This window comes from Bacillus cereus group sp. RP29 (genome assembly GCF_040459765.1).
Lineage (GTDB): Bacteria > Bacillota > Bacilli > Bacillales > Bacillaceae_G > Bacillus_A > Bacillus_A paranthracis.
The window spans coordinates 4,550,886-4,572,708 of sequence record NZ_JARVHN010000001.1 but is presented as its reverse complement, the minus strand read 5'-3'; the positions used below and the strand labels follow the sequence as shown (position 1 = coordinate 4,572,708).

Sequence of the window (21,823 nt, the reverse complement as noted above, 5' to 3'; positions counted from 1 at the left end):
ACGGTGTTATACTGACAGTGATAATTTTATAGTTTGCTAGGAGAGCTGGTGTTGCCAGCTGAGAGTAAGACCTTAAGTCTTTGATCCTTTTTATTACCTGATCTAGATTATGCTAGCGTAGGGAAGCAATTCGGACACTAATAATGAGTCCCCGTTTCTTTGCGTATAGAAACGGGGCTTTTTTATTTGAAAATTTCATATTGAAACCACTAGGGGTGCTTGTTGTGCTGAGAGAGGAATAATCCTTAACCCTTACAGACCTGATCTAGATAATACTAGCGAAGGGAAGTGGAGCAACGAATAAATTATAATTTTATTTGCTGTAACCACTTCTTATTTAGAAGTGGTTTTTTATTTAGATATATAAATTGAAAGGGGATAGAGAAATGAAATTTTGCGATAGATTATTAGAAACTGTACAACCAGTTTGGGAGATGAGTCATAATCATCCATTTGTTGTAGGTATGGGGGATGGTACGTTAGAAAAAGATAAGTTTCAGTATTATATTATTCAAGATTATTTATACTTGTTAGATTATGCAAAGTTATATGCGATCGGTGTTGTAAAGGCAACAAATCCACAAGTTATGGGGAAATTTGCTGAACAAATTGATGGGATATTAAATGGAGAAATGACAATTCATAAACAGTATGCAAAAAGACTTGGAATTTCTATAGAGGAGATAGAGTCTGCAAAGCCATCTGCTAAAAATTTAGCTTATACAAATTACATGATGTCTGTATCTCAAAATGGCACACTTGCGGAATTAATAGCAGCACTTCTTCCATGTATGTGGAGCTACTGGGAGATTGGAAAGCGTTTAAATGATATTCCTGGAGCAAGAGATCATGAGTTCTTTGGTGAGTGGATTCAAGGATATAGTTCGGAAGAATACGGTAATCTTTGTATTTGGTTAATAGATTTATTAAATGAAATGGCAGTTGGAAAGTCTGAAAAAGAGCTAGATCGATTAGAGGAGATTTTCCTATATTCCAGTCGATTTGAATATTTATTCTGGGATATGTCCTACCGTAAGGAGATGTGGGGATTTGAGGAGCAAGAACATACTACAGTTTCATAATGTTTCTTTTCATTATGATGAGAAGCCAATCATTAATGAATTAAATGCTTCTATACAAGATAAAGAGTTTGTAAGCATTATCGGACCGAGTGGATGCGGGAAAAGTACTTTATTTCGCCTTATTACAGGTTTAGAAGAAGCGAGTACGGGACAGATAGAACTAACAGAAACAAAGAGCCATCCTGTAGGGTATATGCCCCAAAAAGATATGCTCCTGCCATGGAGAACGATTATTGAGAATGCGGCCCTGCCGCTAGAGTGCCAAGGTGTACAGAAGAAAGAAGCACAAATAAAGGCAAAGGAACTGTTACACAAATTTGGTTTACAAGGATATGAGACAAAATATCCGAAAGATTTATCTGGTGGTATGAGGCAACGCGTATCTTTCATTCGAACTTTATTAACAGGCGGAGAGATATTGCTCTTAGATGAACCGTTTAGCGCGTTGGATGCTTTAACGAAGGCATCTTTGCAGGAATGGTTGTTTGAACAATGGAAAGAGTGGGAAAAAACAATTTTATTTATCACTCATGATGTGGAAGAAGCATTGTTTCTTTCTAATCGAATTTTAGTGGTAGAGCAGCAACCGATAACTACTTTAACCGAGAGGATTGTACCGCTTGATCATAATCGGACAAGAAAAGATTTATATAAACCGGAAGTATTAGCGCTGAAAGATGAGCTTCTTAGTATGTTGCAAAGGCAGGTACTCGTATGATGAACCGGTTGAAGGAGCTATTACCTGCTCTTACACTTTCTAGTATTTTACTTGCTCTTTGGGAAGTAGGCGCAAGAATTGTAGATGAAATGTACATTTTACCGTCACCGTCTGCAATTGTAATGAAGATATGGAAACTAAAAGACATATTATTTACGGTTCATTTGCCAGCAACATTATATGTCGTTTTAATAGGGGTGGCTATTTCTATCGTACTTGGGGTAGGGCTAGCGATGTTAATGAATGCGAGTAATTGGATGGAGAGAGCATTTTATCCATTATTAGTTGCCTCACAAACGATTCCTATTACAGCGCTTGCTCCGCTTTTCGTTTTATGGTTTGGATATACGATCTGGAGTAAGGTTGTTGTTACGGTTTTAATTACGTTTTTCCCAATTGCGGTTAATACGTATGATGGACTGCGCAGTACGAAAAAAGAATGGGAAGAGCTTTTAGTTACGTATGGGGCAACGAAAAAAGATGTTTTTCTTAAATTAAAATTGCCGTCTGCTCTTCCTTATTTTTTCTCAGCTTTAAAAATTGCAGTACCGCTTAGTGTAATTGGGGCGGCAATTGGTGAATGGCTCGGTGCACAAGCGGGGCTAGGATATTTCAGTAAGAGAATGATGACGCAATTAGACGGGGCAGGTGTATTTGCACCCATTGTATTGTTATCATTATTAGCTATTTTCTTCGTCGTACTTATTTCGGTATTAGAAAAGAAATTCATTAGTTGGAGGAAGCATTCATGAAATTTTTAAAACGCATCTTTGTGCTTACATTATTAGTTGCAATGATTGCTGGATGTTCGAGTAATTCAGCATCAGATAAGAATAAAAAAGAGAAAGAAATAACGGTCATGCTTGATTGGTACCCAAATGCGGTACATAGCTTTATTTATGCGGCAATTGAAAAAGGTTACTTTAAAGAAGAAGGAGTAAAGGTAAATATTAAATTCCCTTCTAATCCGACTGACCCATTAACGTTAGCAGCTGCAGGAAAAGTAACAGTTGGCTTATATTATCAGCCAGATGTTGTCATGGCAAAAGCAAATGAACAAATTCCAGTGAAATCAATTGGAGCCGTCGTACGTTCACCATTAAATCATGTTGTATCGCTGAAGTCTGCAGGCATTCAATCGCCAAAAGATTTAGAGGGTAAAACAGTTGGGTATTCTGGAACACCTTTAAGTGAGATGTATTTAAAAACGATGGTAAAAGAAGCTGGTGGTAATCCAGATACAGTGAAAGTAGTCGATGTTGGTTTTGATTTAGTACCAGCATTAATTACGAAAAAAGTGGATGCGGTAACAGGAGCATATATTAACCACGAAGTACCTGTTATGCGTCATGAAGGTCATGAACCAGCATACTTTAATCCAGCAGATTATGGTGTACCGAATTATCATGAGCTCGTATTTGTAACAGGTGATAAAACATTGAAAAAAGATAAAGAAGCTTTGCAAGCTTTCTTGCGTGGTACGAAAAAAGGCTATGATTTTATGAAGAAAAACCCAGATGAAGCATTGAATATTTTATTAAATCATCAAGAAAAAGAAAACTTCCCACTTGTGCCAGAAGTTGAAAAGGAAAGTATGAAAATTTTATTAGAGAAGATGGAAACGAAAGATGAGCCATTTTTATCAGATTCAAAAGAGTCATGGGAGAAACAAAATAAATGGTTGAAAGATAAAGGAATGACGAAAGAAATCGTTCCGGCCGATGAGTTATTCGAAAACATTTTAAAGTAGGCGAATGAATATGAAAAATGAGCTTCATGTAATCTCAAATGGTCACATGTCATTCGAAGAGTTAGTGAATGTAGCGATGCAAATTGAAAGTGAAATTGATTATTTGCATATTCGTGAGCGTGAGAAAAGTACGAAGGAATTGTATGAAGGTGTGGAAAGTCTTTTGAAGAAGGGCTTTCCAGCATCGAAAATAGTGATAAATGATCGAATTGATATTGCTATTTTATTAAATATTCCGCGCGTGCAGCTAGGATATCGAAGCGCTGATGTAAGGTCAGTGAAAGAAAAGTTTTCTTATTTGCATGTCGGTTATTCTGTGCATTCTTTAGAAGAGGCGATTGATGCATTTAAGAATGGTGCGGATTCACTCGTCTATGGTCATGTATTTCCGACAGATTGTAAAAAAGGTGTGCCAGCGAGAGGGCTTGAAGAAATTTCAGACATTGCAAAGTGTTTATCCATACCGATTACAGCAATTGGAGGAATCACTCCGGAAAACACTGGAGATGTTCTTACTAACGGCGTCAGTGGTATTGCTGTTATGTCTGGGATTATAAGTAGTAGTAACCCGTATAGCAAAGCGAAATCTTATAAGGAATCAATAAGAAAGTGGGCGGAAAAACATGTGTAAGAAGTATGATGTAGCGATAATTGGCGGTGGTGTAATTGGTAGTTCAGTTGCACATTTTCTAGCAGAAAGAGGCCATAAAGTAGCGATTGTAGAGAAGCAACAGATTGCATCTGAAGCCTCGAAAGCAGCCGCTGGTTTACTTGGGGTGCAGGCAGAATGGGATGAATATGACCCGCTATTTGAACTTGCGAGAGAAAGCCGTGCTATATTTCCACAACTTGCAGAAGTTTTACGCGAAAAAACAGGCATCGATATTGGGTATGAAGAGAAAGGCATTTATCGCATTGCTCAAAATGAAGATGAGAAGGAAAGAATTCTTCACATTATGGATTGGCAGCAGAAAACCGGTGAAGATTCTTATTTCCTAGCGGGAGATCGTTTGCGAGAGAAAGAGCCGTATCTATCTGAGTCAATTATAGGGGCTGTATATTATCCGAAAGATGGTCATGTTATTGCACCAGAGCTTACGAAAGCATTCGCACATTCCGCATCATTTTCGGGTGCTGATATATATGAGCAAACAGAAGTATTTGATATCCGTATTGAAAATAATAAAGTGACTGGAATTGTGACAAGCGAAGGTATGATCACTTGCGAAAAAGTTGTTATTGCGGGTGGCTCATGGAGCACGAAGTTACTAGGTTATTTTCACCGCGAATGGGGTACATATCCAGTTAAAGGAGAAGTAGTAGCGGTCAGAAGTAGAAAACCACTTTTAAAGGCGCCTATTTTCCAAGAAAGGTTTTACATTGCACCAAAGCGCGGCGGACGTTACGTAATTGGAGCAACGATGAAGCCCCGTACATTCAATAAAACTGTGCAACCAGAGAGTATTACTTCTATATTAGAGCGCGCGTATACAATATTGCCAGCATTAAAAGAAGCGGAATGGGAAAGCGCATGGGCCGGATTAAGACCACAGTCGAATCATGAGGCTCCTTATATGGGAGAGCATGAAGAAATAAAAGGTTTATATGCTTGCACAGGCCATTATCGAAACGGCATTTTATTAAGTCCTGTTTCTGGTCAATATATGGCTGATTTAATAGAAGGAAAGCAGGAGAATCACTTGCTAGATTTATTGCTTTCTAAAACAGTTTAGAAAGGGGATGGAAGTTTGAATTTAAAAATTAATGGTAATCAAATTGAAGTGCCAGAGAGTGTGAAAACAGTAGCTGAGCTACTTACACATTTAGAGTTAGATAACAGAATTGTTGTAGTAGAGCGTAATAAAGATATTTTACAAAAAGATGATCATACAGATACATCTGTTTTTGATGGAGACCAAATTGAGATTGTAACTTTCGTAGGAGGCGGTTGATTATGTTAAACATTGGACCATTTTTATTTCATTCTAGACTTTTATTAGGAACAGGAAAATTCCCTGATTTTGATGTGCAGCAAAAGGCAATTGATGTATCTGAGGCAGAAGTTTTAACGTTCGCAGTACGTCGTATGGATATATTTGATGCAAAGCAACCTAATTTATTAGAGAAACTTGATGTGAAAAAATATACGTTATTACCGAATACAGCCGGAGCAAAAAATGCTGAAGAAGCTGTTCGTATTGCAAAATTAGCAAAAGCTTCAGGGCTTTGCGACATGATAAAGGTAGAAGTTATTGGTGATGATAGAACGTTATTACCTGATCCGGTAGAGACGTTAAAGGCATCTGAAATGTTACTAGAAGAAGGATTTATCGTACTTCCGTACACATCTGATGATGTTGTATTAGCACGTAAATTACAAGAACTTGGCGTGCATGCGATTATGCCAGGAGCATCACCAATCGGTTCAGGGCTTGGTATTGTAAATCCATTAAATTTAAGTTTTATTATTGAACAAGCGACAGTACCAGTTATCGTTGATGCTGGTATCGGTAGCCCGGCTGATGCGGCATTTGCGATGGAATTAGGAGCAGATGGTGTGTTATTAAATACAGCTGTATCAGGAGCAAAAGATCCTATTAAAATGGCACAAGCAATGAAATTAAGTATTGAGGCAGGCCGTTTAGGCTTTGAAGCAGGTCGTATTGCACGTAAACGTTGTGCAACGGCAAGTAGTCCTTTAGAAGGAATGAGCGTAGTTGAATAATCGATATTCTCGCCAAGAACTATTTTCTCCAATTGGAGAAGAAGGACAGCAAAAGATAAGGGAAAAGCATGTGCTTATTATCGGTGCAGGCGCACTAGGTAGTGCAAATGCAGAAATGTTTGTAAGAGCTGGTGTTGGTACAGTAACGATTGTTGACCGGGATTATGTCGATTGGAGTAATTTACAAAGGCAGCAATTGTATGCAGAGAGTGATGTGAAAAATAATCTTCCGAAAGCTGTAGCAGCAAAGAATCGTCTAGAAGAGATTAATAGTGAAGTAAGAGTAGAAGCGCTCGTTCAAGATGTAACAGCTGAGGAGTTAGAAGAACTCGTTACAAACGTTGATGTAATGATTGATGCAACTGATAATTTCGAAACGCGTTTCATTGTGAATGATATAGCACAAAAATATGCTATTCCATGGATTTACGGAGCATGTGTAGGAAGTTACGGTCTTTCTTACACAATCCTTCCTAGTAAAACGCCATGTTTATCTTGTTTATTACAATCGATTCCGCTTGGCGGAGCGACATGTGATACAGCGGGGATTATATCACCTGCTGTATCTCTCGTCGTTTCTCATCAAGTAACGGAAGCTCTTAAACTGTTAGTGGAAGATTACGAATCACTTCGAGATGGACTTGTATCGTTTGATGTATGGAAGAATGAATATTCATGTATGAATGTGCAAAAGCTTCGTAAACATAATTGCCCTTCGTGCGGAGAGAATGCATTATATCCTTATTTAAACAAAGAAAATACATCGAAAACAGCAGTTTTATGCGGGAGAAATACAGTTCAAATTAGACCACCTCATAAAGAGGAAATGGATTTTGAACGATACAAAGAGCTGCTGCATGATCGTGTAAATGATTTAAATGTAAATTCATATTTATTATCATTTTCTGTGGAAGAAAAGAGATTAGTTGCTTTTAAAGATGGTCGTGTACTTGTACATGGAACGAAAGATATAAGTGAAGCAAAAACAGTTTATCATCGTTATTTTGGATAGAAAAGGATGAGTGGGATGAAAGTAAATAAAGCTTTAACAATTGCAGGATCTGATAGCGGTGGCGGTGCCGGCATTCAAGCAGATTTAAAAACATTCCAAGAGCTTGGTGTGTATGGGATGACGGCTATTACGGCAATTACTGCTCAAAACACGCTTGGCGTTCAAGGGGTATATCCAGTTTCGTTAGAAGGTATTACGGAACAGTTGAATTCAATTGGTACGGATTTAACACCAGATGCTGTGAAATTAGGAATGTTATTTAGCAGCGAAATTATTCAAATTGTAGCAGAACATATTAATAAATTTGGCTGGAATAATATTGTACTAGATCCTGTTATGATTGCTAAGGGCGGTGCATCATTATTACAGCAAGAAGCAGTACAAGCGTTAAAAGAATATTTATTGCCAGTAGCAACAGTTGTAACGCCGAATGTTCCTGAGGCAGAAGTGTTAACGGGGCTAGAAATTCATAACGTTGAAGATAGTAAAGAGGCTGCAAAAGTATTGCATGAATTAGGGGCGAAATATGTACTTATGAAGGGCGGACATGCAGAATATCAAGGTAATGAAGTAATTGATTTACTTTTTGATGGAGAAAAGTTTATTGAATTTAGAAGTGAACGAATTCCTTCAAAGCAAACGCATGGAAGCGGGTGTACATTTGCTTCAGCGGTTACAGCTGGACTTGCGAAAGGATACTCAATTGAAGAGGCAGTTCAAGAAGCAAAACAATTTATTAGTATAGCAATTGAAGAGCCGCTACATATTGGAAGTGGTCATGGACCGACGAATCATTTTGCATATAAATTGAATAAAGCACATGTATAAGTAGACAAAAGTCAGTTGTATAACTGGCTTTTTTTTCTGTTTACTTTTTCTAGATACAAGAGTAATATATCAGCCAGAATATATTTTTTGTAATACGCTGAGTCCAATTATATGGAGCGGAGGAACCAATTTGTGCAGTGTCACTAGGGGTGAATCTTTCAATTTTGAAAGTAGGGCTACTCTCAAAGTCCGAATCCGACAGCTAACTTCGTAAGCGTCTTGAGAGAGGACGGTGCCATGATGGATACATCACTTCATCGATCTGATTAGTATAGGGGAATATCAATCTATGTTTGAGTTCTTTTATGCTAAGGAGGATGAGGTACATGGAACTAACACTTATTTGTGTTGGAGAAGAAAGCAAGGTAAATAGTTTAATAGATTTAGTAGCGTTTCAACATGAGTTAATTATTTTTACCGCAAATGAAGAGATAGCGGCTGAAGTGAGGAATTGTGGGTTTGATTGGACGTATAGCTGTAGTAAGGAGCAGGATTTTGCTAGTGTTTGTGAGTGTATTAAGAAGGTGATTTTACTAGGGGATGAGCTTCCAATTATTAGCTTCTTTACAGAACACATTCGCTTTTCTTTTCAAGCACCTATTACTGTTGTTACAAGGAATAAACGATACCCAGCGAGGCTCTATGAAACAATTGGAGCTACATTTGTCGTGTTTACGAATTGTGATAATATTTCTTTTTTATTTTTTGAATAGGGCGGGGGAGAAGAAGATGAAGGTGTTGTTACTAGGAGATATAGCGAATCGTTGGGCGGTATCGATAGAGCGAGTTCAAGAATTGGTGGTGCTCGATCCTATTTTTCCAAGGCCTTATATCATATTGCCATCGAAAGACGCTTTATACTTAAAAACAGATGTGATCGAATATGAGCAACTACATGCAGAATTGTCACAAGTTTATATTCGCGGGAGAAATTTACGTACTTTTTTACGAGGAGAATAAATAGTGAATCAAAAAGAGCGAATGCTAAGTGCAATAAGCGATGCACTTCATGTCATTCGCTCTTTTTATTTCGTATTTAAAAGATCATTTCTATGAAAAAGTAAGAAAAGACGAGAAAACAGATGAAAAAATATTAATAACACTCAATGTAAGCGTTTAAATAGATAGATATTTTCTTATTTTCAGTAATTTAGCTCTTTACAAGTGAAATATAGAGGAGTATATTTACTCTCATAAATCATTCATAAAATTTCCAAAAAAACCTAAAATCGCTGAGTTCCAGAAATGGAGCGGGGGAACCAATTTTGTGCATCGTCACTTGGGGTGAATCTTTCAGTTTTGAAAGTAGGGCTACTCTTTAGGCCCGAATCCGACAGCTAACCTCGTAAGCGTTTAGAGAGGAGGTTTACTTTTTGTTGTTCATTTTTTGAACACTGAGTAGAGCTCAGTGTTCTTTTTTAATATTTAAATGGTAAATTTTTACAGATAAGCGAGGGGTAGCTATGTTAGATGTTGTAATGATCGGAATTTTTGTTGTGTTAGTTGCATCGATGGCAAGTCTTGCAAGTTGGTCAGATAAAGTTGTGAAAGAAGGGAAGCAATCATGATGATTGCCTTATCGATTATTGTTGCAGCAATTACGGTGTACTTAGTGTATGCATTATTAAATCCGGAAAAGTTTTAATTAGGGGGAGTCATTCATTATGATCTGGGTTGCAGTCGTTATTACAATGCTATTGTTTATTCTTGTGGCAAAGCCAACGGGAATTTATTTAGAGAAAGCCTTTCAAGGGAGTAAAAAGCTAGATAAAGTATTCGGGCCTTTTGAAAAACTTATTTTTAAAATTACGGGTGTAAAAGAATATAATCAAACGTGGAAACAGTACGCATTATCATTAGTTTTATTAAATGGATTTATGATTGTTGTCGTATATTTCATTTTCAGACTACAAGGAGTATTGCCATTAAATCCAGCACACATTGAAGGAATGGAGCCTACGCTCGCTTTTAATACAGCAATTAGTTTTATGGCTGATACGAACTTACAGCATTATAGCGGTGAAAATGGTTTATCTTATTTATCACAATTAATCGGAATTACATTCTTAATGTTTGCAGCACCGGCAACGACTTTAGCGCTCGTTATGGCATTTATAAGAGCGCTTGCTGGAAAAGAACTCGGTAACTTTTTTGTTGATTTTACGAGAGCACTAACGAGAGTATTTCTTCCTATCGCATTTATTGCGGCACTAGTGTTTGTTGCACTTGGCGTACCACAAACGTTAGACGGTGCTATTACAGCACAAACGATTGATGGCGCGAAGCAAAGTATATTACGCGGGCCAGTTGCATCATTCGTTTCCATTAAGGAACTTGGAAATAACGGCGGTGGATTTTTCGGAGCTAACTCTACACATCCTTTTGAAAATCCAGGGCAAATGAGTAATATTTTGCAAATGATGCTTATGATGTTGTTGCCAACAGCACTTCCATTTACGTACGGACGAATGGTAGGAAATAAAAAACAAGGTCGCATCCTTTTCGTTTCACTATTCATGGTGTTTTTACTAGGATTTATAACAATTACGACATCTGAATTAAACGGGAATCCAGCACTAAATGAAATGGGTATTGAACATGTACAAGGAAGTACAGAAGGAAAAGAAGTAAGGTTCGGAACAGTATTTTCTTCACTATACGCAACAGTAACGACAGCTGCTGAAACCGGAGCGGTGAATACGATGCATGATACGTTAACACCAATTGGTGGGTTAGTACCACTCGTAAATATGATGTTAAACACAGTATACGGCGGCGTTGGAGCAGGCTTTGTGAACATTATTATGTATGCGATCATCGCAGTTTTTATATCTGGATTAATGGTTGGACGGACACCAGAGTTTTTAGGTAAGAAAATTGAAGGTAAGGAAATGAAATTAATTGCGGTAACGATACTATTTCATCCATTGCTCATTTTAGGATTTTCGGCATTAGCTCTTTCTACACATTTAGGAACAGAAGCGATTTCTAACTCGGGCTTCCACGGTTTAACACAAGTTGTTTATGAGTATACGTCATCAGCTGCGAATAACGGATCTGGATTTGAAGGGTTAGCAGATAATACACCGTTTTGGAATATTACAACTGGTTTAGTTATGTTTTTAGGACGCTATTTCAGTTTAATTACGATGCTAGCTGTTGCAGCTTCATTGAAAGAGAAGACGGTTGTGCCAGAAACAGTCGGAACGTTCCGTACGGATAATAGTTTATTTGGCGGCATTTTCATCGGAACAATTGTAATTGTCGGTGCATTAACATTCTTCCCAATGTTGGTACTCGGTCCAATTGCAGAATTTCTTACATTGAAGTAATGGAGGGTAAATGATGAGACCGGTAGTAGTAAAAGAAAAAAGAGTAAATGAGTCACAAATGCATGTTGTAGAAGATGAAGTTAGACAAGCGAAAACGATGGATCGTGATATCGTGACACATGCGATGAAACAGTCCTTTGCGAAATTGAATCCAAAAGTCATGATAAAGAATCCGATTATGTTTGTTGTAGAAATTGGATTTATCATTACGTTCATTTTATCGTTTCTTCCAAGTCATTCTAGTAGTGTACCAGGATGGTTTAATATAACAGTTTCTTTCATTCTCTTATTTACAGTTTTATTTGCTAATTTTGCAGAAGCATTAGCGGAAGGACGGGGGAAAGCGCAAGCCGATTCTTTAAAACAGTCGAAGAAAGATGTGTTTGCCAATGTTGTAAAAGAAAATGGGAACATTGTTCAAGTTTCAGCAACGGATCTAAGAAAAGGTGATGTTGTTATTGTAAAACAAGGAGAAATGATTCCAAGTGATGGGGAAGTCATAAAAGGATTAGCATCTGTTGATGAATCTGCGATTACAGGGGAATCAGCTCCTGTAATAAAAGAAGCTGGCGGTGATTTTTGTTCCGTAACAGGCGGTACGATGGTTGTAAGTGATGAGATTACGATTATCATTACGAGTAATCCTGGTGAATCATTTATTGATAAAATGATCTCTTTAGTAGAAGGGGCTGCTCGTCAAAAAACGCCGAATGAAATTGCTTTAAATACAGTATTAACGAGTTTAACGCTTATTTTCTTAATCGTTGTTGTGACGCTGCCGATTTTCACAAATTATTTAGGGTTTCAAATTGATACAGCTGTACTTGTAGCATTGTTAGTTTGTTTAATTCCAACGACAATTGGTGGATTATTATCAGCGATAGGTATTGCCGGGATGGACCGTGTGACAAAGTTTAATGTGTTAGCAATGTCGGGTAAAGCAGTAGAAGCTGCGGGCGATATTAATACAATTATTTTAGATAAAACGGGTACGATTACTTTCGGGAACCGAATGGCTCATACATTATTACCTGTAGGAAATGAAACGATTGAGCAAGTTGGAAAGTGGGCTGCGATTAGCTCAGTTTTAGATGAAACACCAGAAGGGCGATCTGTTATCGAGTATGTGCAAGCGAAATCTATATCATATAATAGAGAACTTGCGGAACAAGGTGAGTTTGTTCCATTTAAAGCAGAAACGAGAATGAGTGGTGTTGATTTACAGGACGGAACGAAAGTGAGAAAAGGTGCTGTCGGTAGCGTGATTGAATGGGTTCAGTCACAAGGTGGAACAATTCCGAAAGATGTAAATCAAAAAGCAGATTTCATTTCAAAAGAGGGCGGAACACCACTTGTAGTTGCAGTGAATAATCGTATTTACGGTTTAATCTATTTAAAAGATACAGTAAAACCTGGTATGCGTGAACGTTTTGAACAGTTGCGTCAAATGGGGATTAAAACGGTTATGTGTACAGGGGATAACCCATTAACAGCAGCAACCATTGCAAAAGAAGCAGGAGTAGATGAGTTTGTTGCTGAGTGCAAACCAGAAGATAAAATTGCAGTTATTAAAGCAGAGCAGGATAAAGGGAAACTTGTAGCGATGACAGGTGATGGTACAAATGATGCGCCGGCATTAGCGCAGGCTGACGTTGGATTAGCGATGAATAGTGGTACGACAGCTGCGAAAGAAGCAGCGAATATGATTGATTTAGATTCGAATCCAACGAAGATTATTGAGGTAGTAGGAATCGGTAAGCAATTGTTAATGACACGCGGTGCGTTAACGACGTTTAGTATTGCAAATGATATCGCAAAATATTTTGCAATCATTCCAGCAATGTTTACACTTGCGATTCCGCAAATGGAAGCATTGAACATTATGAAGCTAACATCACCACTGTCAGCGATTTTATCAGCATTACTATTTAATGCGGTTATTATTCCATTACTCATTCCATTGGCGATGAAAGGTATCGCATATAAACCGATGAGTTCGAATGCACTACTTGGCCGAAACCTACTTATTTATGGGCTTGGTGGAGTGATTGTACCGTTCATTGGAATTAAAGTAATTGATATGATTGTCGGCTTGTTCATATAAGGAAGAGGGGAAAGAGATGGCAAAGAAACAAAGTATACTATCACCAATCATTCGGATTACTTTTACATTTTTAGTGTTGTGTGGACTTGTATATCCGCTTATTATTACTGGTATTGCACAAGCAGTAATGAAGGATAATGCGGATGGAAGTCTAATATATAATGATAAAAATGAAGTGATTGGTTCTACATTAATCGGTCAAAATTTCACAGATCCACGTTATTTTCATGGGCGTGTTTCTAGTATTGAATATAAAGCAGAAGCGTCTGGTTCAAATAACTATGCACCGTCTAATCCAGATTTAGAGAAACGAGTAGAGAAAAGTATTGAAGAGTGGAAGAAACAAAATCCGAGCGTTCCAGTTACAGAAGTACCAATCGATTTAGTGACAAATTCAGGTTCAGGGCTTGATCCTGATATTAGTCCGAAGGCAGCCTCCGTACAGGTAGAGCGTATCTCGAAATTAACGAATATCTCGAAAGAAACACTAGAGCAATTGATTAAAGATCAAACAGAAGGTGCGGCACTTGGTTTATTTGGAGAGACCCGCGTAAACGTCTTAAAGTTAAATTTAGAATTACAGAAACTACTGAAATAGTAACAGTGCTACCTCAATCTAACAGATTGAGGTAGTGTTGTTTCGAAAGAAAGGTTGTGTGTGTTTTGTATGCAGATGACTATAAACCGACGTTTCAAAGGCGAACGCCAGAGGAATATTTAGAATATATTCGTCAGCAAAATCGTGGGAAGTTAAAGCTATATGTAGGGGCTGCTCCAGGAGTAGGGAAAAGTTATAAAATGCTCTATGATGCTAGAGAGATGAAAAAGGACGGTACGGATATTGTAATTGGTTTAATTGAAACGCACGGGAGAAAAGAGACGGAAGAAGCAATTGCTGATTTAGAAAAAGTTCCTTTGAAAGAAATACAGTATAAAGGAAAAGTATTTTATGAGCTTGATGTGGAAGGCATTATAAAACGTGCGCCGCAAGTCGTTGTAGTGGATGAACTTGCACATAGTAATATTCCCAGCTCTAAAAATAAGAAGCGTTATATGGATGTACAAGAATTGTTAGAGGCTGGTATATCCGTATTGTCAGCGTTTAATATTCAACATTTAGAAAGCGTTCATGACATTGTAGCTCAAATTACAAATGTAAAAGTAAGAGAACGAATTCCAGATTTTATTTTACAAAAAGCAAATGAAATTCAGCTCGTTGATGCAACGCCGGAAGTACTTCGGAAGAGGTTAATAGATGGAAAGATATATAAAGAAGAAAAAATTCAGCAAAGCTTACAAAATTTCTTTACGCTTAATAATTTAGGAGCACTAAGAGAATTATCACTTCGGGAAGTCGCTGACGATATGGACGAAAAGATTAGTCAAACAGTGATAGAACCAATCGGAGTGAAAGAAAAAATTCTCGTTTGTGTACAGTACAGTTCAACTGCAGAGAAATTAATAAGACGGGGCTGGCGCATGGCTGATCGCTTAAACGCTGAATTGTATGTATTCAATGTTGAAAGAGAAAATATAGACTCTCTTTCAGCTAGTAAAAAACAAACAATTGAAGAGTGGAAGGCGCTCACGAATCAATTTGATGCAAGTTTTGTATTAGAAGAAGCAAAAGGAAGAAAGCCAGCGGATGTTATTATTGAAGTCGCGAAAAGATTGCAAGTAACACAAATTTTACTTGGGCAATCAGCGAGAACGCGGTGGGAAGAAATTAGAAAAGGTTCTATTGTAAATGAAATTATGAGACAGACGAAACATATTGATATTCATATTGTTGCGGATCAAAGAGTTTAAAATAGAGACCATCTGTAGGTCTCTATTTTGCTTTTTGTGTGGCAGGGAAGCGTAGCATTTTCATTGCATATAAGGTTACAAGTAAAAATATAATTGCGCCTAGGAAGAAAATCCAAAAGTAATTTTGGTTAAATAAAAGAAATCCACCTATAAGTGGGCCTGTGCCCATACCAAGATAGCGGATGAAGTTGTACATACCGATAGCTGTTGCGCGTTCTTGTACGAATTCTTCCGTTAACAAAGTAGTGTGAGTTGGCATAGAAAGTCCCATACTAAAACCGTACAAAGATGTAACGATAATGATGAATGGGATATTAATGCTATATGTGAAAGAGAATAAAACGACACATATAATATTGAAGAAACTCGTAATAAATAAAGTTTGCTTTGTTGTGAGGCGTTTTTGCAAAAACTTGTAGCAAAAACTTCCCAGCATGATAGAAAGAGACATTGGTACAAACATAAGACCAATTTCCTTTACAGTTAAATGAAATGAATTTGTTAAAATACTCGGTAAAAAAACGAGAAAGCAAAAGTAAATACAAAATTGAATGAAGCCAATAAGAGTAATAGAAAATCCAGTTTTATTTTTTAAGATAAACCAGTAATTCTTTTTTGCTTGCGGTTGCTTCATTACAGTAGGTTTTGTTTCTGGAAGTAGTGAAAGGTTTATCATTAATAAAAGAATGCCAAGTATAGATAAAAATAGAAATACAGATAAGTGGCCATTTATACTGCCGAGATAACCACCAATGAGAGGACCAATCGCAGGTGCGAGGGCAAGTAACATTTGGTATAGGCTCATCGCTTCTCCGCGTTCTTTTCCTTCAAATAAATCGCCGATAATCGTTGCTGAAACTACAGGTATAGCCGCTATTCCTATAGCTTGAACAGCTCTAAAAAAGAGAAATAAATAAATGTTTGCCGAAAAAGCACATCCGATTGAACCAATTGTACTAATGACTAAACTAGGGATAAGGACAGATTTTCTCCCTTTTGTATCAATGAAAGGTCCATATACGAGCTGCATAATTGCAAGAATGAACGTGAAAAGTGAAACTGTTACATTTACAAGATAAAGAGAAGTATGAAAAGAACCTTGAATCATGGGCAAGATAGGTGTGTAAATATTTTGAGCGAAGGAACCAAGTAAGGCACTAATACAGACAACATATAAAATGAAATGTAGTTTGGATTTTTTCATTATGTTAACCTCCTCTTTTTTAGTTTCCTTGGAAACTAAATTTAGTTTAACATGTTTTTCTCACTTGTAAATATGAAAAAATGATTTTAAAATGGTATATAGTTAAATTGTTTCTTTGGAAACTTAGGGGGTGAACGGATTGGATTATGTAACGAAACAAATGGAAATACTTTCGGACATTCGTACACTTTTGCATAAAAGAGAAGAACATTTGAAAGGACAAAATGAGAAGTTTCTTCGTGAGACAGGTGTAAGTGGTATGTCTTTATCTGAGTTACATGTAATCGAATGTATCGGGAAAAATGGTCTGATGAATGTAACGGCAATTACGATAGAAATGGGAATGACGAAGGGCGCAATCTCTAAAGTTTGTACAAAGTTGTTCCAAAAGAAATTCGTTGAGAAGATGCAAATGTTAGACAATCAAAAAGAAATTTTCTTTCGCTTAACGGAAAGCGGAAATGAAATATATAAAGCTCATGATAAATTGCATAAACAAGCTGAAGAAAAGTGGCTGTTACTCTTAGATAGATATACGAAAGAAGAACAAGATTTTATTCAGAGGTTTATAAAGGATGTCTCTGATCATTTGGAAATATAATTGGAAGAAAAAATTCCGTTTTCTCAAGTCTTTTAAATATAATTTCTGAAAGAACTCATATATAATAGAAACAGATACTTAACATGGTGAATAATTAAAGAGTCAATATATATAGAGGAGAGAGTAACATGCTTGAAAATACAGGGTTAGTATTAGAAGGCGGCGGTATGCGTGGTGTATATACGGGCGGGATATTAGAATACTTTATGGAACAAGATTTATATTTTCCATATGTAATCGGTGTATCAGCTGGTGCTTGTCATGCAGCGTCGTATCTTTCCAGACAAAGAAATAGAAATAAAACAGTAAATATTGATTATGCATCACATCCGAAATATTTATCGTATAAAAACTTATGGAGAAAACGTCAGCTATTTGATATGGATTTTATTTTTCATGAAATTCCAGAAAAGCATGTGCCGTTTGATTTTGAAACATACTTTAATAGCCCAGAGCGTTTCCTTGTAGGAACGACGGATTGTGAAACAGGACAGTCTGTTTATTTTGAAAAAGAGGGAACGAATGACGATGCACTAAATTTATTACAAGCTTCTAGTTCATTACCTTTCATTGCACCAGTAGTAAATTATCGTGGTAAGCAATTATTAGATGGCGGGATTTCAGATCCAATTCCAGTTCGTAAAGCACAGGAAGATGGATTTAAAAAATCAGTCGTAATTTTAACAAGAAATCACGGTTACGCAAAGAAAAAATCAAGATTTGGGTGGATTGCTGCGAAAGCTTATAAAAAATATCCGAATCTTGTTAACACAATGCTAAATCGCTATGAAGTGTATAATGAAACACTTCACTACATTGAAAAAGAAGAACAAGCGGGTAATTTATTTGTTATTCGTCCAGAAGTACCGCTTCAAGTAGATCGTATGGAAAAAGATACAGCAAAACTACAAAATCTATATGAGCAAGGCTATGAAGATGCAAAGAGACAGTTTGCAGATTTAAAAGCGTTCTTGCAAAAATAAGTATTAGGCTGTGGAGAAGAAATTCTCTGCAGTCTTTTTATTATTGGTTTCAATGCTGAATGTTGGTTATACACGTTTTTAGATTATGGTATAATATGGATAAAAGTATGTGGAGAGGTGATACATATGGAAAATGTATATAAAGGGCTTAGACATACTGGATTTATTATGATGCTTATTTTTGGTGGGGTATTTTTACTGCGCTGGTTCATTCATGATGAAATGCTACTGGATCAGCTTATTGGGTGTAGTGTAGGGATGGTAATGGTTATTTCTTCAGTTTTCATTCAGAAGTATAGTAAAGAATTACAGGTAGAAGAGAGATATTAAAAGATTATAAGCTCCTTCATATTTTGGAGGGACCGTTATAGTTTGAATGATTGTTATAAAAGAAAAGTAGAGCATCGAAATCCGATGCTCTACTTTTTTAATGTGGTAAGAATATCAATTGATAAGCAAACAAAATTCCAAATACATATACAAGTGGGTGAACAGCACGGAATTTACCTTTTGCTACTTTCATAAGTGGATATGAAATAAATCCAAGTGCAATACCTGTTGCGATACTTGATGTAAGTGGCATGCTTAAGATTACTAAGAATGCTGGGAATGCTTCATCAAATGCGTCCCAATCGATGTGGCGAACTGAACCCATCATAAGACTACCAACGATAATTAATGATGGTGCAGTAATAGCTGATACACCAGAAACGGCACTTACTAATGGTCCGAAGAATGCTGCTAGAGCGAATAGAACAGCTACTGTAACAGTTGTTAAACCAGTACGACCACCAGCTGCAACGCCAGCAGAAGATTCAATGTAAGCTGTTGATGGTGTTGTTCCGAACATAGAACCGATTGTTGCTGAGAATGAGTCAGATAGAAGAGCTCGTCCAGCTTTTGGAAGCTTTCCGTCTTTCATAAATCCACCTTGTTGAGCAACGCCAAGTAATGTACCTGTTGTATCGAATAGTGTAACAAGGAAGAATGAGAATACAACGCCGTATAATCCGTAGTTAATTACGTCAGATACAGCAGTAATTGGATTGGAAACGATAATTCCTTCTGGTAATCCAGGCATTGATGTAACACCGTTTGAGAATGATAATTGTCCCGTGAAGAAAGCGATAATACCAGTTAATAGCATCCCGATAAATAGTGCGCCATTTACATTTAAAGACATAAGAACAATCGTAATTCCAAGTCCAGCTAATGCTAGTAGTACTGGAGCAGAGTGAAGATCACCAAGTCCAACTAAGTTTGCTTCATTTTTTGTAACGATACCTGTTAAACGTAAACCGATAAAGGCGATGAAAAGACCGATACCAGCAGTAATTGCATGTTTTAAGTTTTCAGGAATTGCTTCCATTAATTTTGTACGGAAAGATGTGAATGATAACAAAATTAAAATCATACCTGCTACGAATACAGCAGAGAATGCAATTGCGAAAGTCATGCCTTCATGAGCCTTTACAACAGAGTAAGAGAAGTAAGCATTTAATCCCATACCTGGTGCAATTGCGATTGGTAAGTTTGTAAAGATCGCCATAAATAATGTTCCGACAACAGCAGCGATAATGGTTGCTGTAAATGCTTGTTCAAATGGAACACCTGCATCCCCAAGGATAACTGGGTTTACGACAATGATATATGCCATTGTTAAGAAGGTAATAATACCTGCCATAATTTCAGTTTTAATAGAAGTTTTATGTTTTGAAAGGTTAAACATATAAACATCCTTTCTGTTTACGAATAATTTTCACAACAGTTATATATAATATTCGTTTTTTATCTATTTTGCAATAGTTTTGCATAAAAAGTTTACAACAATTCATATTTTGTGTCTTAAATTCGAATATTAATCGTAATATGATGTGCGAATTTCAGTTTTTATTATGCACATGATAAGGAAAAGGAGTTGAAAGAAGCTATGCCACAGCAAAAAAACTTTGTAACAATGCCAGCGCAACATCAAAATAAACAACCTGGTATTGAATCATTAATGAATCCACTTCCGCAGTTTGAAGATCCAAATTATAAAGGTAGCGAAAAGTTAAAAGGAAAGAATGTATTAATTACAGGGGGAGATAGTGGAATTGGACGAGCTGTTTCTATCGCTTTTGCGAAAGAGGGAGCAAATATTGCGATTGCTTATTTAGATGAGGAAGAAGATGCTAATGAGACGAAGCAGTATGTTGAGAAAGAAGGTGTAAAGTGTGTATTGTTGCCGGGTGATTTAAGTGATGAACAGCATTGTAAAGATGTTGTTCAAGAGACCGTTCAGCAGCTAGGAAGTTTACAGGTTTTAGTAAATAATGTTGCGCAGCAATATCCGCAGCAAGGACTAGAGTATATTACAGCAGAACAGCTAGAAAAGACTTTTCGTATTAATATTTTTTCTTATTTTCACGTTGCGAAAGCCGCACTTTCTCATTTAAAGCAAGGGGATGTCATTATAAATACCGCGTCTATCGTTGCATACGAAGGAAATGAAACGTTAATTGATTATTCCGCAACGAAAGGGGCAATCGTTGCTTTCACAAGATCACTTTCTCAGTCATTAGTGCAAAAAGGGATTCGTGTAAATGGTGTTGCGCCAGGACCGATTTGGACACCACTTATTCCATCGAGCTTTGATGAGAAAAAAGTATCACAGTTTGGAAGCAATGTTCCGATGCAAAGACCGGGCCAACCATATGAATTAGCACCAGCATACGTATATTTAGCGTCTGATGATTCATCCTATGTTACCGGGCAAATGATACACGTCAATGGGGGCGTTATTGTAAATGGATAGTTTTCATTTATAAGAGCAAAGTAAAGTTAATTCCACTTATTATAGTGAGCGCTAGGGGGATATAAATGAAAAAGCTATGTTTCGTCATACTATTATTTTTCATCCTACCGGTTAGTGCTTTTGCTAATACAGATCATCTAATATTAGTGAACCTTACGACAAACCAATTATCTTTTTTTGAAAATGGAAATTATACAAAAACATTCCCCGTAACAACTGGAAGAGATCGTACACCTACGCCTGAAGGTAATTTTTGTATTATAACTAAATATAAAAATAAAGAATACCATCGAAAAAAAATAGCTGGTGGTGCACCAAATAACCCTCTTGGTACGAGATGGCTTGGACTAGATAAAAATGAATATGCGATTCATGGGACAAATCGGGAATGGACAATTGGAAGTAGGGAATCAAATGGCTGTATTCGTATGCATGACAGGGATATACAGTGGTTATATGACCGAGTTCAATTACAGACGAAAGTAATCATTTCTCGGTTTCATACGAGCCCGGAATATGAAGCGAATAAGCTTGGTTATCGTGTTGTGAGCTGGAATGGTCGTAAAGTAGAAGAAGAGCAAATTGGTATGCTTACGTTAGTAGATCGCGCCGATATATATTGGCAAGAACCGAATGGACAGCTAACGAAAGTGAAAATGATATTGCCAAACGAAAGATATGCAGTGTACTCAAAACGAAAAGATGGAATATATTATATAGGAAACAATTTGTATATTGTGGATGAAACAGGAGAAAAAATTCGTTATGAGCAAATTCCTTCTTCGATTTTAAGTAATATATATAAACGAAAATATAATGTTCCGTAATAGGCTACCGTATTATAGACGGTAGCTTATTTCTACTTCCAGTTTAACTGC

Annotated in this window: 25 protein-coding genes and 4 riboswitches; of the genes, 23 read left to right on the top strand and 2 right to left on the bottom strand. The window is 36.9% G+C overall.

Annotated elements, in window-relative coordinates:
• Positions 1–28 precede the first annotated feature (28 nt).
• Positions 29–141: riboswitch (TPP riboswitch) on the top strand.
• Between the two features lie 60 nt (positions 142–201).
• A riboswitch (TPP riboswitch) is annotated at positions 202–304 on the top strand.
• A gap of 82 nt (positions 305–386) precedes the next feature.
• The 18 genes from tenA (at position 387) to kdpDN (ending at position 15,360) form a co-directional block, all read left to right on the top strand.
• A complete protein-coding gene (gene tenA, locus QCI47_RS24300; protein WP_000666826.1) occupies positions 387–1,082 on the top strand; it encodes a thiaminase II in 696 nt (231 codons plus the stop codon).
• Complete coding sequence (locus QCI47_RS24295) at positions 1,051–1,800, top strand: ABC transporter ATP-binding protein (RefSeq protein ID WP_001256806.1); 750 nt, start codon at positions 1,051–1,053, stop codon at positions 1,798–1,800. The genes tenA and QCI47_RS24295 overlap by 32 nt, the downstream gene beginning before the upstream one ends.
• Positions 1,800–2,552 carry an ABC transporter permease gene (locus QCI47_RS24290; protein ID WP_044790963.1) on the top strand — a complete coding sequence of 251 codons (753 nt, stop codon included), beginning with the start codon at positions 1,800–1,802 and terminating at the stop codon, positions 2,550–2,552. Before QCI47_RS24295 ends, QCI47_RS24290 begins: the two co-directional genes overlap by 1 nt.
• Positions 2,549–3,550 (top strand): ABC transporter substrate-binding protein, encoded by a 1,002-nt coding sequence (locus QCI47_RS24285; protein ID WP_000670443.1) that lies wholly within the window; start codon positions 2,549–2,551, stop codon positions 3,548–3,550. Before QCI47_RS24290 ends, QCI47_RS24285 begins: the two co-directional genes overlap by 4 nt.
• A 10-nt stretch (positions 3,551–3,560) precedes the next feature.
• Positions 3,561–4,181 (top strand): thiazole tautomerase TenI, encoded by a 621-nt coding sequence (tenI, locus tag QCI47_RS24280; RefSeq protein ID WP_000787179.1) that lies wholly within the window; start codon positions 3,561–3,563, stop codon positions 4,179–4,181.
• The gene (thiO, locus tag QCI47_RS24275; protein WP_046198889.1) at positions 4,174–5,283 is read left to right on the top strand and encodes a glycine oxidase ThiO; all 1,110 of its coding nucleotides are present in this window, start codon (positions 4,174–4,176) and stop codon (positions 5,281–5,283) included. Before tenI ends, thiO begins: the two co-directional genes overlap by 8 nt.
• A 15-nt stretch (positions 5,284–5,298) precedes the next feature.
• Positions 5,299–5,502 carry a sulfur carrier protein ThiS gene (thiS, locus tag QCI47_RS24270; protein WP_001049505.1) on the top strand — a complete coding sequence of 68 codons (204 nt, stop codon included), beginning with the start codon at positions 5,299–5,301 and terminating at the stop codon, positions 5,500–5,502.
• Positions 5,503–5,504: 2 nt separating this feature from the next.
• Positions 5,505–6,275 (top strand): thiazole synthase, encoded by a 771-nt coding sequence (thiG, locus tag QCI47_RS24265; protein ID WP_309422842.1) that lies wholly within the window; start codon positions 5,505–5,507, stop codon positions 6,273–6,275.
• The gene (thiF, locus tag QCI47_RS24260) at positions 6,268–7,287 is read left to right on the top strand and encodes a thiazole biosynthesis adenylyltransferase ThiF (RefSeq protein ID WP_353811971.1); all 1,020 of its coding nucleotides are present in this window, start codon (positions 6,268–6,270) and stop codon (positions 7,285–7,287) included. Before thiG ends, thiF begins: the two co-directional genes overlap by 8 nt.
• A 15-nt stretch (positions 7,288–7,302) precedes the next feature.
• Positions 7,303–8,115: a bifunctional hydroxymethylpyrimidine kinase/phosphomethylpyrimidine kinase gene (gene thiD / locus QCI47_RS24255; RefSeq protein WP_000867406.1), complete on the top strand. Its 813-nt coding sequence runs from the start codon at positions 7,303–7,305 to the stop codon at positions 8,113–8,115.
• A gap of 85 nt (positions 8,116–8,200) precedes the next feature.
• A riboswitch (cyclic di-AMP (ydaO/yuaA leader) is annotated at positions 8,201–8,348 on the top strand.
• Between the two features lie 93 nt (positions 8,349–8,441).
• Positions 8,442–8,828: a hypothetical protein gene (locus QCI47_RS24250; protein ID WP_000424071.1), complete on the top strand. Its 387-nt coding sequence runs from the start codon at positions 8,442–8,444 to the stop codon at positions 8,826–8,828.
• 16 nt (positions 8,829–8,844) lie between these two features.
• Complete coding sequence (locus tag QCI47_RS24245; RefSeq protein ID WP_048558010.1) at positions 8,845–9,075, top strand: hypothetical protein; 231 nt, start codon at positions 8,845–8,847, stop codon at positions 9,073–9,075.
• Positions 9,076–9,335: 260 nt separating this feature from the next.
• Positions 9,336–9,481, top strand: a riboswitch (cyclic di-AMP (ydaO/yuaA leader).
• Positions 9,482–9,578: 97 nt separating this feature from the next.
• Positions 9,579–9,683 (top strand): SipW-dependent-type signal peptide-containing protein, encoded by a 105-nt coding sequence (locus QCI47_RS24240; protein WP_000887889.1) that lies wholly within the window; start codon positions 9,579–9,581, stop codon positions 9,681–9,683.
• Complete coding sequence (kdpF, locus tag QCI47_RS24235) at positions 9,680–9,760, top strand: K(+)-transporting ATPase subunit F (RefSeq protein ID WP_000972376.1); 81 nt, start codon at positions 9,680–9,682, stop codon at positions 9,758–9,760. The genes QCI47_RS24240 and kdpF overlap by 4 nt, the downstream gene beginning before the upstream one ends.
• A 19-nt stretch (positions 9,761–9,779) precedes the next feature.
• Positions 9,780–11,447 (top strand): potassium-transporting ATPase subunit KdpA, encoded by a 1,668-nt coding sequence (gene kdpA / locus QCI47_RS24230; protein ID WP_061131343.1) that lies wholly within the window; start codon positions 9,780–9,782, stop codon positions 11,445–11,447.
• Between the two features lie 13 nt (positions 11,448–11,460).
• Positions 11,461–13,551, top strand: a complete 2,091-nt coding sequence (gene kdpB / locus QCI47_RS24225; RefSeq protein ID WP_242302711.1) for a potassium-transporting ATPase subunit KdpB — start codon at positions 11,461–11,463, stop codon at positions 13,549–13,551.
• 16 nt (positions 13,552–13,567) lie between these two features.
• Entirely contained in the window at positions 13,568–14,149 is a 582-nt protein-coding gene (gene kdpC / locus QCI47_RS24220; protein WP_309422841.1) for a K(+)-transporting ATPase subunit C, read from the top strand.
• A 56-nt stretch (positions 14,150–14,205) separates the two neighbouring features.
• Positions 14,206–15,360 (top strand): KdpD-like non-kinase potassium sensor, encoded by a 1,155-nt coding sequence (gene kdpDN / locus QCI47_RS24215; protein ID WP_073535891.1) that lies wholly within the window; start codon positions 14,206–14,208, stop codon positions 15,358–15,360.
• A 22-nt stretch (positions 15,361–15,382) separates the two neighbouring features.
• Here kdpDN and QCI47_RS24210 read toward each other — a convergent pair whose 3' ends face one another.
• Entirely contained in the window at positions 15,383–16,564 is a 1,182-nt protein-coding gene (locus tag QCI47_RS24210; protein ID WP_309422840.1) for an MFS transporter, read from the bottom strand.
• Positions 16,565–16,703: 139 nt separating this feature from the next.
• Between QCI47_RS24210 and QCI47_RS24205 the strand changes: the two genes are divergently transcribed.
• From QCI47_RS24205 to QCI47_RS24195, 3 genes are all read left to right on the top strand, one after another.
• The gene (locus QCI47_RS24205) at positions 16,704–17,165 is read left to right on the top strand and encodes a MarR family transcriptional regulator (protein WP_000386827.1); all 462 of its coding nucleotides are present in this window, start codon (positions 16,704–16,706) and stop codon (positions 17,163–17,165) included.
• Between the two features lie 128 nt (positions 17,166–17,293).
• Positions 17,294–18,148 carry a patatin-like phospholipase family protein gene (locus QCI47_RS24200; protein WP_000892678.1) on the top strand — a complete coding sequence of 285 codons (855 nt, stop codon included), beginning with the start codon at positions 17,294–17,296 and terminating at the stop codon, positions 18,146–18,148.
• Between the two features lie 126 nt (positions 18,149–18,274).
• Positions 18,275–18,478 carry a hypothetical protein gene (locus QCI47_RS24195; RefSeq protein ID WP_309422839.1) on the top strand — a complete coding sequence of 68 codons (204 nt, stop codon included), beginning with the start codon at positions 18,275–18,277 and terminating at the stop codon, positions 18,476–18,478.
• Positions 18,479–18,575: 97 nt separating this feature from the next.
• Here QCI47_RS24195 and QCI47_RS24190 read toward each other — a convergent pair whose 3' ends face one another.
• Positions 18,576–19,877: an NCS2 family permease gene (locus tag QCI47_RS24190; protein WP_000482726.1), complete on the bottom strand. Its 1,302-nt coding sequence runs from the start codon at positions 19,875–19,877 to the stop codon at positions 18,576–18,578.
• A gap of 201 nt (positions 19,878–20,078) precedes the next feature.
• On the opposite strand from QCI47_RS24190, the gene QCI47_RS24185 reads away from it, so the two are divergent.
• Both QCI47_RS24185 and QCI47_RS24180 read left to right on the top strand, forming a co-directional pair.
• Positions 20,079–20,945 (top strand): SDR family oxidoreductase, encoded by an 867-nt coding sequence (locus QCI47_RS24185; protein ID WP_046198878.1) that lies wholly within the window; start codon positions 20,079–20,081, stop codon positions 20,943–20,945.
• A gap of 65 nt (positions 20,946–21,010) precedes the next feature.
• Positions 21,011–21,772: a L,D-transpeptidase gene (locus QCI47_RS24180; RefSeq protein WP_309422838.1), complete on the top strand. Its 762-nt coding sequence runs from the start codon at positions 21,011–21,013 to the stop codon at positions 21,770–21,772.
• The last annotated feature ends 51 nt before the right edge of the window (positions 21,773–21,823 follow it).

Bases quoted from the DNA above. Each gene is read 5' to 3' on its own strand.
- tenA (WP_000666826.1), top strand. From the start codon at position 387: ATGAAATTTTGCGATAGATTATTAGAAACTGTACAACCAGTTTGGGAG.
- QCI47_RS24290 (WP_044790963.1), top strand. From the start codon at position 1,800: ATGAACCGGTTGAAGGAGCTATTACCTGCTCTTACACTTTCTAGTATT.
- QCI47_RS24285 (WP_000670443.1), top strand. From the start codon at position 2,549: ATGAAATTTTTAAAACGCATCTTTGTGCTTACATTATTAGTTGCAATG.
- tenI (WP_000787179.1), top strand. From the start codon at position 3,561: ATGAAAAATGAGCTTCATGTAATCTCAAATGGTCACATGTCATTCGAA.
- thiO (WP_046198889.1), top strand. From the start codon at position 4,174: ATGTGTAAGAAGTATGATGTAGCGATAATTGGCGGTGGTGTAATTGGT.
- thiG (WP_309422842.1), top strand. From the start codon at position 5,505: ATGTTAAACATTGGACCATTTTTATTTCATTCTAGACTTTTATTAGGA.
- thiD (WP_000867406.1), top strand. From the start codon at position 7,303: ATGAAAGTAAATAAAGCTTTAACAATTGCAGGATCTGATAGCGGTGGC.
- QCI47_RS24250 (WP_000424071.1), top strand. From the start codon at position 8,442: ATGGAACTAACACTTATTTGTGTTGGAGAAGAAAGCAAGGTAAATAGT.
- QCI47_RS24245 (WP_048558010.1), top strand. From the start codon at position 8,845: ATGAAGGTGTTGTTACTAGGAGATATAGCGAATCGTTGGGCGGTATCG.
- QCI47_RS24240 (WP_000887889.1), top strand. From the start codon at position 9,579: ATGTTAGATGTTGTAATGATCGGAATTTTTGTTGTGTTAGTTGCATCG.
- kdpF (WP_000972376.1), top strand. From the start codon at position 9,680: ATGATGATTGCCTTATCGATTATTGTTGCAGCAATTACGGTGTACTTA.
- kdpA (WP_061131343.1), top strand. From the start codon at position 9,780: ATGATCTGGGTTGCAGTCGTTATTACAATGCTATTGTTTATTCTTGTG.
- kdpB (WP_242302711.1), top strand. From the start codon at position 11,461: ATGAGACCGGTAGTAGTAAAAGAAAAAAGAGTAAATGAGTCACAAATG.
- kdpC (WP_309422841.1), top strand. From the start codon at position 13,568: ATGGCAAAGAAACAAAGTATACTATCACCAATCATTCGGATTACTTTT.
- QCI47_RS24210 (WP_309422840.1), bottom strand. From the start codon at position 16,564: ATGAAAAAATCCAAACTACATTTCATTTTATATGTTGTCTGTATTAGT.
- QCI47_RS24200 (WP_000892678.1), top strand. From the start codon at position 17,294: ATGCTTGAAAATACAGGGTTAGTATTAGAAGGCGGCGGTATGCGTGGT.
- QCI47_RS24195 (WP_309422839.1), top strand. From the start codon at position 18,275: ATGGAAAATGTATATAAAGGGCTTAGACATACTGGATTTATTATGATG.
- QCI47_RS24190 (WP_000482726.1), bottom strand. From the start codon at position 19,877: ATGTTTAACCTTTCAAAACATAAAACTTCTATTAAAACTGAAATTATG.
- QCI47_RS24185 (WP_046198878.1), top strand. From the start codon at position 20,079: ATGCCACAGCAAAAAAACTTTGTAACAATGCCAGCGCAACATCAAAAT.
- QCI47_RS24180 (WP_309422838.1), top strand. From the start codon at position 21,011: ATGAAAAAGCTATGTTTCGTCATACTATTATTTTTCATCCTACCGGTT.